This is a genomic window from Ralstonia mojiangensis, from assembly GCF_023955645.1.
In the GTDB taxonomy this organism is placed as follows: Bacteria; Pseudomonadota; Gammaproteobacteria; order Burkholderiales; family Burkholderiaceae; genus Ralstonia; species Ralstonia mojiangensis.
The window spans coordinates 892,115-909,551 of sequence record NZ_JAMXHU010000001.1 but is presented as its reverse complement, the minus strand read 5'-3'; the positions used below and the strand labels follow the sequence as shown (position 1 = coordinate 909,551).

Genomic DNA, 17,437 nt, shown 5'->3' with positions numbered 1-17,437 from the left:
TCTCGAGGCATCCGCCGAGATCAGGTTGAAGACCTGTCGGCGGAGATATTCAGGAAGGCGTACGTCGCGAGAAACCGGCCAGATCGGCTCAAGCCTGAACCGATGCGCCCTGGGCTGCATCGGCCTCGCGGACCGCACGCACAAACGCGGTCATCCGGGCGTGGTCTTTCACGCCCCGTGCGGCCTCGATCCCGCTGCTGACGTCAACAGCGTACGGCCGCACGCGTTCAATCGCGCCAGCGACGTTTTGCGCGCTCAACCCACCACTCAAAACGAGCCGAGGAGCGGCGCTTGTGGTTGGCAAGGATGGCGATTGCGGGAGCCATTGCGGAGGAATGAGGGTCCAGTCGAAGACGTGGCCGCCACCGCCATAACCCTCAACAAATGCGTCGAGCAGCAGACCTTGGGCAGCGGCAAACCGATCGGCGAATTCTACCAAATCGGCCCCGGGCTGAACACGCAGGGCGCGCAGCCAGGGCAGCCCCACCTTTCCGGCAATCTCAGCGCAAAGCTCTGCCGACTCGTCACCGTGGAACTGAAGCAACGTAAGCGGCACTTGGTCGAGCACCCGCGCCACATCATCCGCGCTGGCGTTGACGAACAGGCCGGTCACGGTGACGAATGGACCAGCGCGGCGCGCCAGCTCAGCCGCGCGCTCGATGGCGACGTAACGCGGGCTGGGCGGATAGAAAACGAGCCCGATCGCATCGGCGCCGAGCGCGACGGCATGGTCGACATCGGCCGGCTGGGTCAGGCCACACAGCTTGATACGGGTACGGTGCAACGGCATGGCGGAAGCGGAATTCACGGGCCGGCGTATTCGTCGAACACGCCACGAAACAGGCTGGACGATGCCGGAGATGCCGGCAACGAGAAGACGTCAGGATAGCCGACCTCAGCCAGATACAACCCGTCGGGCATAAAAGTCGGGGCGGCGGCTACGCGGCGGCGGGCAGCCAGCACATCGCGCATCCAGGATGCCGGCTGCCGGCCACGCCCGATCGCCACCAGGCACCCCATGATGTTGCGCACCATGTGATGGAGGAATGCACTGCCGCGAATGCGCACGAATACCCATTCGCCCTCGCCTCGCACCTCGATCGAGTACATCGTTTTGACGGGCGACTTGGCTTGGCATTCGGCCGCACGGAAAGACGAGAAATCGTGCTCGCCAACAAGCGCCTGTGCAGCCTCGCTCATGGCTGCCACGTCAAGGGATTGGCCAGGCGGCAGCATCACGTAGCCGGCCTTGTCTTCGAGCAGCGGTGCGCGCGTCGGGCCGAAGGTCAGCGCGTAGTAATACGTGCGGCGATGGGCGGAAAAGCGCGCGTGGAAATCCTCCGGCATCTCCTGCGCCCATCGCACGGCCACCGTGGGCGGCAGAAAGGCGTTGGTGCCGCGCACCCACGAGAACGGCTCGCGCACGAGGTCGGTATCCAGGTGGACGACCTGGCCCAGCGCATGCACACCCGCATCGGTGCGGCCGGCCACCGTGGTCGGGAGCGCCACGCCGGCAAACTGCCGCAGCGCCGCCTCCAGCGCGTCCTGCACAGTGTTGCCGTGCGGCTGCGATTGCCAACCCGAAAACGCGGCACCGTCGTACTGGATGCCAAGCGCGATGCGCGTCATGCCTTGTGAATCCTCGTGCGGAAAGAAAAACGCCGGCAGGATACCACCCTGCCGGCGCTGTCGATGGCGTAAAACGCGTTGCGTCAGCCGATCTGGCGCATCAAGGCTTGCGCCTCGGCGTGGAACGACGGATCGCCCAAGTCCAGCACTTCCTGCAGAAGTTCGCGAGCGCCTTCCTTGTCGCCGATCTCGATGTACGCCTTGGCCAGATCGAACTTGATCTGCAGATCGCGCACACCGTCGGCACCGTGCTCGCCGGACAGCGTGTGCGGCAGGTTGGTGTCCAGACGGATGGCCGATTGCGGTTCGTCGTTCGCGACCTCGGCGTGATGCGGCTCGGATTCGAAATGCATCGGAGCCTGCGACAGATCGGTCGGCTGAGCCCAGCTCGGCAGGCTTTCCTCCGCGGCAACCGAGGCTGCCGGAGCCGCCGTTTCTGCGGCGGGCGGCGTCGGGTTCAAATCCAGCGACAAATCCGACAGATCCATATGCAGCGGGGGCGCGGCGACGGGCTGATAAGCCTCGCCAGCGTGCGCGTTGAACTGCGGCAGATCCGCCTCGGGTTCGGCATGCACCTTGAAGATGTCCGATGCTTCTTCAGGCGCGGTGATCGGCTCGCCTGCTGCCGGCGCCGGGAACGACTCCAGCGGCAGATCGAAATCGGCCAGTTGCGGTGCCTTGGTCGACGGTGCGGACGGGTCCAGATCTGGAGACAGCGTGGTCCAGTCGTCCCCGCGACGGGTAGTCTGCCCCGTCACCGTCGGGCTGAAGGCCTCGGCAGCCACTGCGGCGCCCACACCGGCCAGGGCGGCGGCACCTGCCACTGCGGCGCCAGCGTGGCTCGGTTCCGCATGCGCTTCGGCACCAACATGGCTTCCATCACCCTGCACCGTCAGGTACAGCGGGTTAGCTGGGTCGAACTTGCGGCCCATCGCAGCAGCCTCTGCCCATTCCGAAGAGGCCGCGCCAACTTGCGCCAGCATCTCTTCAGCAATGGTCTGGAAGCCATGGGCGTCCTGACGATTGGCGTAAATTTCCATCAACTTCAGGCGAATAGCTTGGCGCTCCGGATGCTGTTCCAGAGCCTCGCGCAGGATTTCTTCGGCTTGTACGTCGCGACCGTAGGCGATGTAAACGTCGGCCTCGGCAATCGGGTCGACTTCATTGCTCTCGTTGCCGCCGCCAATGCGGAAATCCGCACCGAACACGCTGTGCTGCGAGGTGTCGACGCTTTGACCACCGGCCGCGCCAAACAGCGAGTTGGCACCCGCCATCACGGTACTTTCCTGCGACAACAGGCTGTCCTGGAAGCCATGTGCCTGCTCAGGCTTCTGCTGGCGACGGCGATACACCGCCAGACCACCCAGCAAGGCGACCACCAAGCCGCCCAGGCCCAGAGCCATTGGGTTGCCCAGCAGCGACGAGAGGAACGATTCCTCTTGAATCGGGGGCGGCGGGGCTACCACGACCGGCGCCTTCTTCGGCGCGGCGGCGGGAGCCGAGGCAGCCGCCATCGGGGCGCTGGCAGCCTGCGGTGCCGAGGCTGCAGCCACCGGCGCCGATGCCGCTTCCGGTGCAGAAGCTGCCGCCGCGGCCGTCGTCGAGGAAGCCGGTGCAGCGGCTGCCGTTTCTGCGGGAGCAGCGGCAGCAGGAGCCGGCGCTGACGATGCGGCTGCCACCGGCGCGGGAGCCGGCGCATTGGCTGCCGCCACTGCCGGAGCAGCCGTCGACGGCGCAGCACCAGCGGCCGGCTTGGCAGCGCTGGCAGCCTTGGCCAGTTCAGCGTTCTTCAATTCAACCAGGCGTTGCATGTCAGAGAGATTCTTCTCCAACTGTGCAACGCGCGACTCCATTTCCTTGAGCGCGCGCTCCTTGGCGACGAGTTCCTCATCGCGGGCCGCGGCCGCCCCGGCCTTACCGGTGCGGTCGGCCTTGGACAGACGCAGTTCATCACGGCCGCTGGCAGCAGGCGTGGCTTGATCCTGCACACGGGCCGACACGCTGCCGCTCTGCTGGCGGGCGGAGTCGGTATCCGTGGCCGCGTTGGCTTCAGCCGCCGTTGCGAGGCGGTTCCGGTAGCCGGCAAAGCCAGACGTCTGCGCAATGACTTCGCGGCGCGCCTCACGAGCCGGCGTTTTCTGCGCTTCGGCCTGCGACGGCACTTTCAGCACCGAGCCGGTACGCAGCCGGTTGATGTTGCCGCCAATGAAAGCGTTGGGATTGTTTCGATACAGGGCCAGCAGCATCTGGTCGAGCGACACGGCGTCTTGGCCTTGCGCAGCTGTCGATGCCACGTCGTACAGGCTATCGCCGCGCTGCACGGTGTACGAGCCACCGGGCGTAGCGTCCGGGGTGGCAGCAGCAGGAGCAGCTTGCTGGGCACGCGCGGCTTGGCGAGCAGCACGGGGCTGGCGTGCCGGTGCGGGCGCTGCGGCAGCGGGCGCCGCAGCTTGCGGTTGGGCGCTCGAAGCAGCCGACGTCGATTCAGCGGCGCCAGGCGTAGTGGCCTGCACCACCGGCGTCGGCGCAAAATTCTGTGCGGTATTGCTGGAACCCACCGGGTCAAGCAGGAACGTATAAGCGCGCGAAACGTGTCCGCTTGCCCAGTTCAGGTCAACCAGGACATCAACGAACGGCTCAGCGACGGGCTGGGTCGAGCGCAGACGCACCACGTAGTTGCCATTCGACTGGCGCTCCAGCGAGGCACGCAGCGAGGAGACGATCGGGTTGTAGGTCAGACCGGCACGCGAATAGGCATCCGGCGCAGCCAATTTAGCGACCAGGTTTTGCGCCTCTTCGGGCGTCACGCCGGTCAGATCGATTTCGGCCTGCAGCGGCTGGCCGAGGCTGGAACGCACGTGCAGCGCGCCGAAACCGGCCGCTTGCGCTGCGGGCTGAATCAGCAGCAGGCTCGCCGCAGCAAACGCGACGGCCGACCAGCGAGGACTGCGATGGGACGATTCTCTCCGGCGGTATTGGCTCACCCTCACCTTCGACTCCGTTATCTTTTAATGTGCAAACGAACTTAACATCAACGAGTTAGCGCAGCAAGTTCACCCAAAAAGTGAAGTGCTGGATAAGAACCGCCGTCAATCTTTATGAAAACGACACAATTGGCGAGATTCTGAAGCACCCGACGTACCCCCCGGAATGCGCGTGCTTCATGTGGCGCTAACCCTTCCCCGTGCCCCGTCCACCCCACGAATGGGCGGACAGCGTTCCGGCCGCTATTGTGTACCAACGTTACAGACCGTGGGCATCCAGATGGCACAACGCCGCGCAGGCCGCGCGGCGTTGGTAGAAAAAGCGCACTTTCTGTTGTCAGGCCGCAACGACAGCTGCCGACGGCCGGCCTGACAAGGAAAGCAAAGCCCGAATCACTTGTCCAGCAGGATACGCAGCGTGCGGCGCAGCGGCTCGGCAGCGCCCCACAGAAGTTGGTCGCCAATCACGAAGGCGCTCACATACTCGGGCCCCATGTTCAGCTTGCGCACACGGCCCACGCCGATTTCCAGACCACCCGTGATGGATGCCGGCGTCAGCTCCTTCTCGGTGATGCTGCGGTCGTTCGGCACCCACTTCACCCAGGGGTTGCCCGAGCGGATGATCTGCTCGATTTCTTCGAGCGGCAGGTCGCGCTTAAGCTTGAGCGTCAGGCCCAGGCTGTGGCAGCGCATCGCGCCGATCCGCACACACAGGCCGTCGACCGGAATCGTCTGCGCCGTGCCCAGGATCTTGTTGACCTCGGCCTGGCCCTTCCACTCTTCCTTCGACTGACCGTTGTCGAGCTGCTTGTCGATCCAGGGGATCAAACCGCCCGCCAGCGGCGCCGGGAAGAATTCGGTCGGCACGTCCTCGCGGATGGTCTTGGCAACCTTGCGATCGATGTCCAGGATGGCGGACGCCGGATTGGCCAGTTCATCAGCCACGGCGCTATGGATCACGCCCATGCCCTTGAGCAGTTCGCGCATGTGGTTTGCGCCACCGCCCGAAGCTGCCTGATAGGTCATCGAGCTGACCCATTCGACCAGGCCTTCGCGGAACAGGCCGCCCACGCCCATCAGCAGAATCGAGTTGGTGCAGTTGCCGCCGATGAAATTCTTGGTGCCGGCCGCCACCGCATTCTTGATGAGCGACAGGTTGACCGGGTCCAGCACGATCACGGCGTCATCTTCCATGCGCAGCGTCGAAGCGGCGTCGATCCAGTAGCCGTTCCAGCCGGCAGCGCGCAGCTTCGGGAAGACTTCGGTCGTGTAGTCACCGCCCTGGCATGTGATGATCGTGTCGCATGCCTTGAGCGCTTCGATGTCGTTGGCGTCAGCCAGGGGCGCATCCGTCTTGGCGAATGCGGGCGCCTTGCCGCCGGCGTTGCTGGTGCTGAAAAACACGGTGTCGATCAGGTCGAAATCCTTTTCTTCCTGCATGCGTTGCATCAGCACGCTGCCGACCATCCCGCGCCAACCGACGAGACCTACCTTCATGATTGTGAACCTCTAGTGATTTTCCCCGCCTCGGTCGCCCGGCGTGACCGCGCGGGGAAGGCGAACGGACACGACGGACGATCTACGAGATCGTTTTTTTGGTAATGATTTTCGTGGTCGTGCGAATCTCGACAGGCGTCATGCGAGCGCGCGCGGCGGTGCCCTTGGCGGCGATAGCCAGGGTGCCCAGAATGCCCAGTACGAGGACGGGGAGCGCGATCGAGATCATCTGCAAAAATATACACGATTTGGCGGCCACACAATGCACTGCAACATGTGTCCGCCGAAAAAATGACGATTGCGGCGCCGCATGTGACGGCACCGCAACGCACGCTTTGATTTACAAGGCAGCGACCACTGCGTCGCCCATCTCCACAGTGCCGACTTGCTTGCAGCCCGGCGTCAGGATGTCGCCGGTGCGGTAGCCCTGTGCCAGCACCTTCTTGACAGCCGTTTCGATGCTATCAGCCTGCTCGGCCTTGTTCAGCGAGTAGCGCAGCATCATCGCCGCCGACAGGATCGTGGCCAGCGGGTTGGCAACGCCCTTGCCCGCGATGTCCGGCGCGGAGCCGTGCGACGGCTCATACAGCCCCTTGTTGTTCGCATCGAGCGACGCCGACGGCAGCATGCCGATCGAACCCGTCAGCATAGCGGCCTCGTCCGAGAGGATGTCGCCGAACATGTTGCCGGTGACGATCACGTCGAAATTCTTGGGCGCCTTCACAAGTTGCATGGCAGCGTTGTCGACGTACATGTGCGACAGCTCGACTTCCGGATATTCCTTATGCACATCGGTGACGATGTCCTTCCAGAACTGGAAGGTTTCCAGCACGTTGGCTTTGTCGACGCTGCACAGCTTCTTGCCGCGCTTGGCGGCAGCCTGGAAGGCGACGTGCGCGATGCGGCGGATTTCCGGCTCGGCGTAGCGCATCGTGTCGAAGCCTTCGCGCGCACCGGCAAACGCGCCGTCCGGGGCCGAACGCACGCCGCGCGGCTGGCCGAAGTAGATGTCGCCGGTCAGTTCGCGCACGATCAGGATGTCGAGGCCGGAGACAATCTCGGGCTTCAGGCTCGATGCGCCGGCCAGCTCCGGATAGCAGATCGCCGGACGAAAATTGGCGAACAGCTGCAGATGCTTGCGCAGCCCGAGAATGGCCTGCTCGGGGCGCAGTTCGCGCGCCAGCGTGTCGTACTTCCAGTCGCCCACGGCACCGAACAGGATAGCGTCAGCCTCCTTGGCAAGCTTCAGCGTGTCTTCGGGCAGCGGATGGCCCTTGGCTTCGTAGCCTGCGCCGCCCACGGGGGCGAATTCCATCTCGAACGGTTCGCCCAGTACCTTGAGCACCTTCACGGCCTCGGCGACGATTTCCTTGCCAATGCCGTCACCCGGCAACACTGCAATCTTGGTCATGTGTTTGGTTGTCCTTGTTGTTCTAGCGTCAGCTCAGCCGACGAGCTTGTGCGCGAGCCACGGCATCTTGGCCAGGCGCTGCGATTCGTAAGCCTTGATCTGGTCGGCGTAGCGCAGGGTCAGACCGATGTCGTCGAAGCCGTTCAGCAGGCAGTATTTGCGGAACGCCGTGACGTCGAACGGATACGCCGTACCGCCCGGCGTGACGACGACCTGCTTGTCCAGATCGACGGTCAGCTGGTAGCCCGTAAAGGCTTGCGTTTCGTTGAACAGATGGTCGACCTGCGACTCCGTCAGCACGATCGGCAGCAGGCCGTTCTTGAAGCAGTTGTTGAAGAAAATGTCGGCAAAGCTCGGCGCGATGATGGCGCGAAAGCCGTACTGCTGCAGCGCCCACGGCGCGTGTTCACGCGAGCTGCCGCAGCCGAAGTTCTTGCGCGCCAGCAACACGGAGGCGCCCTTGTAACGCGGCTGGTTCAGCACGAAGTCGGGGTTGAGCGGTCGCTTGCTGTTGTCCTGGCCGGGCTCGCCGACGTCCTTGTAGCGCCACTCGTCGAACAGGTTCGGGCCGAATCCCGTGCGCTTGATCGACTTGAGGAATTGCTTCGGGATGATGGCGTCGGTGTCGACGTTCTCGCGGTCGAGCGGGGCAACGAGGCCGGTGTGGATGGTGAATTGTTCCATGATTGCTCTCTCTATCCTGCCGCTCAAGCGAGCTTGCGCACGTCAACGAAGTGGCCTTCCAACGCAGCCGCAGCGGCCATCGCCGGGCTGACCAGATGGGTGCGGCCACCCGCGCCCTGACGGCCTTCGAAGTTGCGGTTGGACGTGGATGCGCAGCGCTCGCCCGGGTCGAGGCGGTCGGCGTTCATTGCGAGACACATCGAGCAACCTGGCTCGCGCCATTCAAAACCAGCTGCCTTGAAAATCTTGTCGAGCCCTTCGCGCTCGGCCTGCTCCTTCACGAGGCCCGAGCCCGGCACGACCATCGCCAGCTTCACGTTCGAGGCAATGCGCTTGCCGAGCTTCTGCACGACCCACGCGGCAGCGCGCATGTCTTCGATGCGGCTGTTGGTGCACGAGCCGATGAACACCTTGTCGATGTTGATGTCGCTGATGGCGACGTTCGGCTGCAGACCCATATATTCGAGCGCGCGCTCCATGGCGTTGCGCTTGTTCGGGTCTTTCTCCTTGTCGGGATCCGGCACGCGGTCTTCAATGCTGACCACCATTTCCGGTGACGTGCCCCAGCTCACCTGCGGACGGATCTCTTCAGCACGCAACTCGACCACGTGATCGAAATGCGCACCTTCATCGGAATGCAGCGTGCGCCAGTACGTCACAGCCTGATCCCACTCCACGCCCTGTGGCGCGAACGGACGACCCTTGATGTATTCCAGCGTGACATCATCCACGGCGACCATACCAGCGCGTGCGCCGCCTTCGATTGCCATGTTGCACACCGTCATGCGGCCCTCCATCGACAGCGCGCGGATGGCCGAGCCGCCGAATTCCATGGCATAGCCCGTGCCTCCAGCCGTACCGATCTTGCCAATGATGGCAAGCACGATGTCCTTGGCTGTGCAACCGCGCGGCAGCGTGCCTTCCACCTTCACGAGCATGTTCTTGCTCTTCTTGGCGAGCAGCGTTTGCGTGGCCAGCACGTGCTCGACTTCCGAAGTGCCGATGCCGTGCGCCAGCGCGCCGAATGCGCCGTGCGTGCTGGTATGCGAATCGCCGCAGACCACGGTCATGCCCGGCAGCGTCGCGCCCTGCTCCGGCCCGATCACGTGCACGATGCCCTGACGCTTGTCGTTCATCTTAAATTGCGTGATGCCATAGCTGTCGCAGTTGGCGTCAAGCGTATCGACCTGGAGCTTGGAAACCGGATCGGCAATGCCGTGCGAGCGGTCGGTGGTCGGCACGTTGTGGTCCGACACAGCCAGGTTGGCGCTGATGCGCCACACCGGACGCTCGGCCATCTTCAGGCCTTCGAAGGCCTGCGGGCTCGTCACTTCGTGCAGCAGTTGACGATCGATGTAGAGGACGGTCGTGCCGTCTTCCTCGGTATGAACGACGTGATCGTCCCAAAGTTTGTCGTAGAGCGTCTTGGCCATGATGCGATCCGTGCACAACGCACCCATTTTGAAATTCTGGGCCGCTGCGTGAGCAGTTTCGTGGGGAGTGATCGATTATGCCACCCGGTGCATTGGGCACCGGACGTGACTGGCGAAAGGGGGTTTCGTCATTTCGCGAAGGCCCTTTCCGGGTACCTCAAGCGGCGCGCAACAAAAAACCCCGCCGGTTTCCCGGGCGGGGTTTCTGCAAGGCAAACAGCTTGGCTTAGCGCTTGTCGATCGACGGCACTTCGCGGGTGGCGGCGCCGTTGAACAGTTGGCGCGGACGGCCGATCTTGTATTCCGGATCGGTGATCATCTCTTCCCATTGCGAAATCCAGCCCACCGAGCGGGCCAGCGCGAAGATGCAAGTGAACATCGAGGTGGGGATGCCCAGCGCGCGCTGCACGATGCCCGAGTAGAAGTCGACGTTCGGGTACAGCTTGCGGCTGACGAAGTACTCGTCTTCCAGGGCGATCTTTTCCAGCTCCATGGCCAGCTTGAACAGCGGGTCATTGTGCAGGCCCAGCTCTTCGAGCACTTCGTGGCAGGTTTCGCGCATCAGCTTGGCGCGCGGATCGTAGTTCTTATACACGCGGTGGCCAAAGCCCATCAGGCGCACGCCGCTGTTCTTGTCCTTCACCTGCTTGATGAACTCGGGCACCTTGTCGACGGTACCGATTTCTTCCAGCATGTTCAGCGCAGCTTCGTTCGCGCCGCCGTGCGCCGGGCCCCACAGGCAAGCGATACCGGCAGCGATGGCAGCGATCGGGTTGGTGCCCGACGAACCCGCCAGACGCACCGTCGACGTCGACGCATTCTGTTCGTGGTCTGCGTGCAGGATGAAGATGCGGTCCAGTGCCTTTTCCAGCACCGGATTCACCTTGTAGTCTTCGCACGGCGTGGCAAACATCATGCGCATGAAGTTGCCGGTGTACGACAGGTTGTTCTGCGGATAGATGAGCGGCTGGCCGATGTTGTACTTGTATGCCATGGCCACCAGCGTCGGCAGCTTGGCGATCAGGCGAATCTGCGAGATTTCGCGCTCGCGCGGGTCGTTGATGTTGGCGGCGTCCGGGTAGAACGCGCTCATCGCACCAACCAGGCCCGTCAGCACGGCCATCGGATGAGCGTCACGACGGAAACCGCGCAGGAAGAACTGCATCTGTTCGTGCACCATGGTGTGATTCGTCACCACGTGGTTGAACTCTTCCTTCTGCTTGGCGTTGGGCAGCTCGCCCTTCAGCAGCAGGTAGCAGATTTCCATGAAATCGCACTTGCTGGCCAGATCATCGATGGCGTAGCCGCGATACAGCAGCTCGCCTTTGTCACCATCGATGTAGGTGATCTTGGAATTGCACGACGCGGTCGACATGAAGCCGGGGTCGTACGTGAACTTGCCCGTCTGACCGTACAGCTTGCGAATGTCGATCACGTCCGGGCCAACCGTGCCCTTGTAGATCGGCAGCTCGACGCTGGGCGAGCCATCGGAAAACGATAGGGTGGCTTTCACTTCGGACGGCGTCATGTCGGTTTCCTTCTCTGCTGTTTATAAAAATGAAGTCGGGAGACTCCCGCCAGACGGATCGAGGGGCGCCGGCCGGGGGCGGCTGGAACGATTCGTCTTGCGGCAACCTCTCGCGCGCCGGTTCAGACCGAGCGCAGCAAGGTCAGGACGTGCTGGATGTGAGGCACGTCGAGTTCGCCCTCCGGCTCCTTGCGTGCAAGCAGGAGATCCATCAGGTCGTTGTCGGGTAGCTCGAACAACTGCGAGAGTGCGGCAACGTCGTCATCCGACAGTTCCGTCTCGTAGCGGTTGAAGAAGCGCTCGACGATGATGTCGTTCTCGAGCAGGCCGCGTCGGGCACGCCAGCGCAAACGGGCTCGCTTGTGCGGATCGGACTGATGGGAGAACGTCGGAGTGTTCACAGCAACCATACTTCCTAAAAATGCGTCGCCGGAGAAACCGCTCCGGCGACACACAATGCCAAAGTGCGCTGACTCGCGGCTTACACCGCGCGACGCACCATCAATTCCTTGATCTTGCCGATGGCCTTGGTCGGGTTGAGACCCTTCGGGCACACATCGACGCAGTTCATGATGGTGTGGCAGCGGAACAGGCGGTACGGATCTTCCAGATTGTCCAGACGCTCGCTGGTAGCCTGGTCGCGGCTGTCGGCGATGAAACGATACGCCTGCAGTAGACCGGCCGGGCCGACGAACTTGTCCGGGTTCCACCAGAACGACGGGCACGACGTCGAGCAGCTCGCGCACAGAATGCACTCGTACAGGCCGTCGAGCTCTTCACGCTCTTCCGGCGACTGCAGACGCTCCTTCTCGGGCGGCGGCTCGTCGTTGATCAGGTACGGCTTGATCGAGTGGTACTGGTTGAAGAACTGCGTCATGTCCACGATCAGGTCACGCACCACGGGCAGCCCCGGCAGCGGGCGCAGCACGATCTTCTCGGGCAGCTCACGCATGTTGGTCAAGCAGGCCAGACCGTTCTTACCGTTGATGTTCATGGCGTCCGAGCCGCACACGCCTTCACGGCACGAGCGACGGAACGCGATCGACTCGTCGAGCTTCTTCAGCTTGACCAGCGCGTCGAGCAGCATGCGCTCGTGACCGTCGAGCTCAACCTCGTAGGTCTGCATGCGGGGCGCTGCGTCCTTGTCCGGATCGTAGCGATAGACTTCAAAAATACGCTTCATTTTTGTGGGCCCTTCTTATCCGTTAGAACGTACGCGCCTTGGGCGGCACCGATTCCACCGACAGCGGCTTCAACTGCACGGGCTTGTAGTCGAGGCGGTTGCCTTCGCTGTACCACAGCGAGTGCTTCATCCAGTTTTCGTCGTCGCGATTCGGGAAGTCGCTGTGGGCGTGGGCGCCGCGCGACTCCTTGCGGGCGGCGGCCGACACCATCGTCGCCTTTGCTACTTCCACCAGGTTGGCCACTTCCAGCGCTTCGACGCGCGCGGTGTTGAACACCTTGGACTTGTCCTTCAGGTGGATGCTGCCTGCGCGCTCGGCCACTTCCAGGATGCGCTCGACGCCTTCATCCATCAGCTTCTGCGTACGGAACACGCCAGCGTGCGACTGCATGTTGCGGCGGATGTCGTTGGCGACGTCCTGCGCATACTCGCCCGAGCTGGACGAATCGAGCTTGGCCAGGCGCGACAGAGCGCGGTCCGCTGCGTCGGCCGGCAACGGCTTGTGCTCGCGGTTCTTCAGGTTCTGCGCAATGATGTGGTTGCCCGCCGAACGGCCGAACACCACCAGGTCGAGCAGCGAGTTCGTACCCAGGCGGTTGGCGCCGTGCACCGACACGCACGAGCATTCGCCGATCGCGTAGAAGCCGTTGATGACCTCGTTCGGGTTGCCGTTCTTCGGCACCACGACCTGGCCGTGATAGTTCGTCGGAATGCCACCCATCTGGTAGTGGATGGTCGGCACCACCGGAATCGGTTCCTTGATGGCGTCGACGTTGGCGAACTTCAGGCCGATCTCGCGGATCGACGGCAGGCGCTTCATGATGGTCTCGGCGCCGACGTGGGTCAGGTCGAGCAGCACGTAGTCGCCGTTCGGGCCGCAGCCGCGGCCTTCCTTGATTTCCTGGTCCATCGAGCGCGACACGAAATCGCGCGGCGCCAGGTCCTTCAGCGTCGGGGCATAGCGCTCCATGAAGCGCTCGCCATCCTTGTTACGCAGGATGCCGCCCTCGCCTCGCACGCCTTCCGTAATCAGCACGCCCGCGCCGGCCACGCCGGTCGGGTGGAACTGCCAGAACTCCATGTCTTCCAGCGGAACGCCTGCGCGCGCTGCCATGCCCAGGCCGTCACCGGTGTTGATGAAGGCGTTGGTGGACGCTGCGTAGATCCGGCCTGCACCGCCCGTGGCGAACAGCGTCGTCTTCGCTTCGAGGATGTAGACCTCGCCGGTTTCCATTTCCAGCGCGGTCACGCCCAGCACGTCGCCGTCCTGGTCGCGGATCAGATCCAGCGCCATCCATTCGACGAAGAAGTGGGTCTTGGCCTTGACGTTACGCTGGTACAGCGTGTGCAGCAGCGCGTGGCCAGTACGGTCAGCCGCGGCGCAGGCACGCTGCACGGGCTTCTCACCGTAATTCGACGTGTGACCGCCGAACGGACGCTGATAGATGGTGCCGTCGGCGTTGCGGTCGAACGGCATGCCGAAGTGTTCCAGCTCGTAGACCACGTTCGGCGCCTGGCGGCACATGAACTCGATCGCGTCCTGGTCGCCGAGCCAGTCGGAGCCCTTGACGGTGTCGTAGAAGTGATAGTGCCAGTTGTCTTCGCTCATGTTACCCAGCGAAGCGCCGATACCACCCTGCGCCGCAACGGTGTGCGAGCGGGTGGGGAAAACCTTGGACAGCACGGCCACGGAGAGGCCGGCTTCTGCCAGCTGCAGCGATGCGCGCATGCCCGAACCGCCCGCACCGACGATCACGACGTCGAATTTGCGGCGCGGCAGCCCAGTCTTGACTGCGACCATGTCTTAAACCCTCCAGAGAATCTGAGCTGCGTAGCCCGCACAACCAACGAGCCACAGAATCGTCAACACTTGCAGCGTCAAACGCACTGCCACGGGCTTCACGTAGTCCATCCAGATATCACGGACACCGATCCAGGCGTGATACGTGAGCGACACGAACGCCAGGAACGTCAGCATCTTCATCCACTGGTTGGAGAACAGCCCCGCCCAGCTTTGGTAAGACGTGTCTTTGGAGAGCAGGAACGAGACCAGCAGCACGACGGTGTAGACCGCCATGATCACGGCGGTGACGCGCTGCGCGAGGAAGTCCTTCAGGCCGTAGTGCGCGCCGACAACCAGGCGCTTGGGACCAATATTGTTTTGTGCCATTGCGGACTCCTCAGAACAGGCCGAACAGCTTGGCGCCGAACACGACGGTCAGCAGCAGGCTGACGATCAGCACGCTCACAGCCGACTTGGAGGCCGAGGCCTTGTCGATGCCGATATGCAGATCGAGGATCAGGTAACGGATGCCGGCGCAGAAGTGGTGCAGGTATGCCCAGATGAGGGCAAGGACGACAACCTTGGCAAAACCGTTGGACAGAAGCGCCGAGAACTTGGCGAAACTGATTTCCGACGTGAGACTTTGCTCGAACAAGTACAGCACGAACGGAAGAAGAAGGAACATCAACGCACCGCTGGCACGGTGCAAGATGGACACCTTACCGGCCCAGGGCAAGCGGTAACGGGCGATATCGCCCAAACCGATGTTCCTGTATACCGGCCTGGCTTTCTTGATGGCTTCTGCCATGGTCAGACCCCAATTGGCTAATCAACAAACAAAACAGCTTTGCACAAATCCGCGAGATTCTAGCGCGCTTTTGTTGCGCAGCGCACCATTAATTCCATGCGACGCGCTCCACTTTTGTGCTTCCTGCCCTCGCCTGCCAGTGGCGTGATACGGGGGCCGATTGTCCTCTCTACACTGCTTTCAAGACGCGCAATACACTGTTGCGCAACGCACAAACCAAGACGCCGCCGAAGTGGCCGTGGCCCGCACGAATCGGGCCCATCGACGTGTCGTCAATTCAATTCGTTCTGGTAGTAGTGCCGCGTCGTGACGTACAGGCCACGACGTATCTCCACCGGTTTGTCGCCGAACGTATGCGACACGCGCTCCACCGAGAGCAACGGCGATTGAGCCTCCACCGAGAGCAATTCAGCAGTGGTCGCGTCTGCTGCCACTGCGCGGATGCGCTCGGTGGCACGCAACATGCGCACGCCGAACTCCGCCTCGAAAAAGGCGTACATCGGGCCCTTCCACTCGGTCAGCTTTTCAGCCGTCAGCCCTTTGAAACTCGCCCCCGGCAGCCAGATTTCTTCCAGCACGGTCGGTTCGCCCGAAAAAAACAGGATACGGCGGATCTGCACGACGCTGTCGCCAGCCTTGAGCTCGAGCAGGCGTGCGATCTCGGCCGGGGCGCGCATACGCTTGCACTCCAGCACGCGGCTGCTCGGATAGTGCTGCTCACCCTGCTCCGGCATCAGACGCAAGAAACGGAATTGCACCCCTTCTTCGTAGTGCGTGGTAACGAAGGTGCCTTTGCCCTGGCGCCGGGCGACCAAGTTTTCGGCCGCCAGCTCGTCGATCGCCTTGCGCACGGTCCCTTGGCTGACCTTGTAGCGGGCGGCCAATTCCATCTCACTCGGGATCATCTCGCCGGGCTTCCATTCGCCGGCCTGCAAGCTTTGCAGGATCAGGGTCTTGATCTGCTGATACAGCGGGCTGAAGGTGGGAGAGCCGCCCCCGCCTCCCGCAGAAGCGGGCGATGCGCCGCCTTCGCCGCCCGGAGGAGGCATCGCAGCGGATAGAGGGCTGGGTGTGCTCGACATAACTGCCGATTTCACCACAAAAGCGACAAGGGCGTCCAGCCCGTTTATAGAATGTCTTATGTCTTATATAAGACAGAAGATTCATTGACTTTCCCGCGGGCACCGACCTACACTCGCGCCTGTTCCGGGCGACGGCCCACACACACGCCACGATGGCTCAAAGGTCAATCGCAAGTGTGTTTCCACATCGTCATGCGGACGCAGTAAACTGCGAGGCTCTTGCCGTTCCCGAGCCGACCGCCCACGAGGCGCCGACCGTTGCCGGCAATGCCTGCGAGGCTGCACCGACATCCTGCCGGGATGCGCGCCGCGCGCAGTGCGATCCGCTTTCACTACCGTTTGGAGAGTTCTCATGGCAAAAGCACCCATGCGCGTCGCAGTGACCGGCGCTGCTGGACAGATCGGTTACGCCCTGCTGTTCCGCATCGCCGCCGGCGAAATGCTGGGCAAGGATCAACCCGTCATCCTGCAACTGCTGGAAATCCCCGATGAGAAGGCCCAAAAGGCGCTCAAGGGCGTGATGATGGAGATCGAAGACTGCGCATTCCCGCTGCTGGCTGGCATGGAAGCGCATTCCGACCCGATGACCGCGTTCAAGGACGTCGACGTGGCCCTGCTGGTGGGCGCCCGCCCCCGCGGCCCGGGCATGGAACGTGCGGACCTGCTGTCGGCCAACGCCCAGATCTTCACGGCACAAGGCAAGGCACTGAATGCAGTGGCCTCGCGCAACGTCAAGGTGCTGGTGGTCGGCAACCCGGCCAACACCAACGCCTACATCGCCATGAAGTCGGCGCCGGACCTGCCGCGCGAGAACTTCACCGCCATGCTGCGCCTGGACCACAACCGCGCCCTGTCGCAGATCGCAGCCAAGACCGGCAAGCCGGTGTCGAGCATCGAGAAGCTGTTCGTGTGGGGCAACCACAGCCCGACGATGTACGCCGACTACCGCTACGCCACGATCGACGGCAAGAGCGTCAAGGACATGATCAACGACCCGGTGTGGAACAACGACGTGTTCCTGCCGACCGTTGGCAAGCGCGGCGCCGCCATCATCGAAGCGCGCGGCCTGTCGTCGGCTGCTTCGGCTGCCAACGCCGCCATCGACCACGTGCGTGACTGGGTGCTCGGCACCAACGGCAAGATTGTCACGATGGGCATCCCGTCGAACGGCGAATACGGCATTCCGAAGGACGTGATGTTCGGCTTCCCGGTCACCACCGAGAACGGCAAGTACAAGATCGTCGAAGGCCTGGAAATCGACGAGTACAGCCAAGGCAAGATCAAGATCACGCTCGACGAGCTGGAAGGCGAGCGTGCGGGCGTACAGCATCTGCTGTGATCCGCATGATCTAAAAGAAGAAACCGGAGCGGATCGGCAGCGAACCCTCCGGTTTTTTTACACCTGCATTTCGAAC

Annotated in this window: 16 protein-coding genes; 1 reads left to right on the top strand and 15 read right to left on the bottom strand. The window is 62.9% G+C overall.

Annotated elements, in window-relative coordinates:
* Positions 1–88 precede the first annotated feature (88 nt).
* From NG898_RS04335 to NG898_RS04265, 15 genes are all read right to left on the bottom strand, one after another.
* A complete protein-coding gene (locus NG898_RS04335) occupies positions 89–808 on the bottom strand; it encodes a phosphoribosylanthranilate isomerase (protein WP_315862490.1) in 720 nt (239 codons plus the stop codon).
* Entirely contained in the window at positions 805–1,629 is an 825-nt protein-coding gene (gene truA / locus NG898_RS04330; RefSeq protein ID WP_252691219.1) for a tRNA pseudouridine(38-40) synthase TruA, read from the bottom strand. The genes NG898_RS04335 and truA overlap by 4 nt, the downstream gene beginning before the upstream one ends.
* Positions 1,630–1,712: 83 nt before the next feature.
* Positions 1,713–4,619, bottom strand: a complete 2,907-nt coding sequence (tapV, locus tag NG898_RS04325; protein WP_252691218.1) for a FimV/HubP family polar landmark-like protein TapV — start codon at positions 4,617–4,619, stop codon at positions 1,713–1,715.
* Positions 4,620–5,006: 387 nt separating this feature from the next.
* Entirely contained in the window at positions 5,007–6,110 is a 1,104-nt protein-coding gene (asd, locus tag NG898_RS04320) for an aspartate-semialdehyde dehydrogenase (RefSeq protein WP_252691217.1), read from the bottom strand.
* Positions 6,111–6,192: 82 nt separating this feature from the next.
* Complete coding sequence (locus NG898_RS04315; RefSeq protein ID WP_155954077.1) at positions 6,193–6,369, bottom strand: hypothetical protein; 177 nt, start codon at positions 6,367–6,369, stop codon at positions 6,193–6,195.
* An 81-nt stretch (positions 6,370–6,450) separates the two neighbouring features.
* The gene (gene leuB, locus NG898_RS04310) at positions 6,451–7,521 is read right to left on the bottom strand and encodes a 3-isopropylmalate dehydrogenase (RefSeq protein WP_252691216.1); all 1,071 of its coding nucleotides are present in this window, start codon (positions 7,519–7,521) and stop codon (positions 6,451–6,453) included.
* Between the two features lie 33 nt (positions 7,522–7,554).
* The gene (gene leuD / locus NG898_RS04305; RefSeq protein WP_252691215.1) at positions 7,555–8,205 is read right to left on the bottom strand and encodes a 3-isopropylmalate dehydratase small subunit; all 651 of its coding nucleotides are present in this window, start codon (positions 8,203–8,205) and stop codon (positions 7,555–7,557) included.
* 23 nt (positions 8,206–8,228) lie between these two features.
* Positions 8,229–9,638, bottom strand: a complete 1,410-nt coding sequence (gene leuC, locus NG898_RS04300; protein ID WP_252691214.1) for a 3-isopropylmalate dehydratase large subunit — start codon at positions 9,636–9,638, stop codon at positions 8,229–8,231.
* Positions 9,639–9,864: 226 nt separating this feature from the next.
* Entirely contained in the window at positions 9,865–11,166 is a 1,302-nt protein-coding gene (gltA, locus tag NG898_RS04295; protein ID WP_092969658.1) for a citrate synthase, read from the bottom strand.
* Positions 11,167–11,288: 122 nt separating this feature from the next.
* Positions 11,289–11,576: an FAD assembly factor SdhE gene (locus NG898_RS04290; RefSeq protein ID WP_009241006.1), complete on the bottom strand. Its 288-nt coding sequence runs from the start codon at positions 11,574–11,576 to the stop codon at positions 11,289–11,291.
* Positions 11,577–11,647: 71 nt separating this feature from the next.
* Complete coding sequence (locus NG898_RS04285) at positions 11,648–12,349, bottom strand: succinate dehydrogenase iron-sulfur subunit (RefSeq protein WP_009241007.1); 702 nt, start codon at positions 12,347–12,349, stop codon at positions 11,648–11,650.
* 22 nt (positions 12,350–12,371) lie between these two features.
* On the bottom strand, positions 12,372–14,150 hold the full coding sequence (gene sdhA / locus NG898_RS04280; RefSeq protein ID WP_045206860.1) for a succinate dehydrogenase flavoprotein subunit: 1,779 nt from the start codon (positions 14,148–14,150) through the stop codon (positions 12,372–12,374).
* A 3-nt stretch (positions 14,151–14,153) separates the two neighbouring features.
* Positions 14,154–14,519, bottom strand: a complete 366-nt coding sequence (sdhD, locus tag NG898_RS04275) for a succinate dehydrogenase, hydrophobic membrane anchor protein (RefSeq protein ID WP_252691213.1) — start codon at positions 14,517–14,519, stop codon at positions 14,154–14,156.
* A 10-nt stretch (positions 14,520–14,529) separates the two neighbouring features.
* Positions 14,530–14,940: a succinate dehydrogenase, cytochrome b556 subunit gene (gene sdhC, locus NG898_RS04270; protein ID WP_252691212.1), complete on the bottom strand. Its 411-nt coding sequence runs from the start codon at positions 14,938–14,940 to the stop codon at positions 14,530–14,532.
* A 272-nt stretch (positions 14,941–15,212) separates the two neighbouring features.
* The gene (locus NG898_RS04265) at positions 15,213–16,022 is read right to left on the bottom strand and encodes a GntR family transcriptional regulator (RefSeq protein WP_252691211.1); all 810 of its coding nucleotides are present in this window, start codon (positions 16,020–16,022) and stop codon (positions 15,213–15,215) included.
* Between the two features lie 352 nt (positions 16,023–16,374).
* Here NG898_RS04265 and NG898_RS04260 point away from each other — a divergent pair, with 352 nt between their 5' ends.
* Complete coding sequence (locus NG898_RS04260; RefSeq protein WP_045206237.1) at positions 16,375–17,361, top strand: malate dehydrogenase; 987 nt, start codon at positions 16,375–16,377, stop codon at positions 17,359–17,361.
* Positions 17,362–17,437 lie beyond the last annotated feature (76 nt).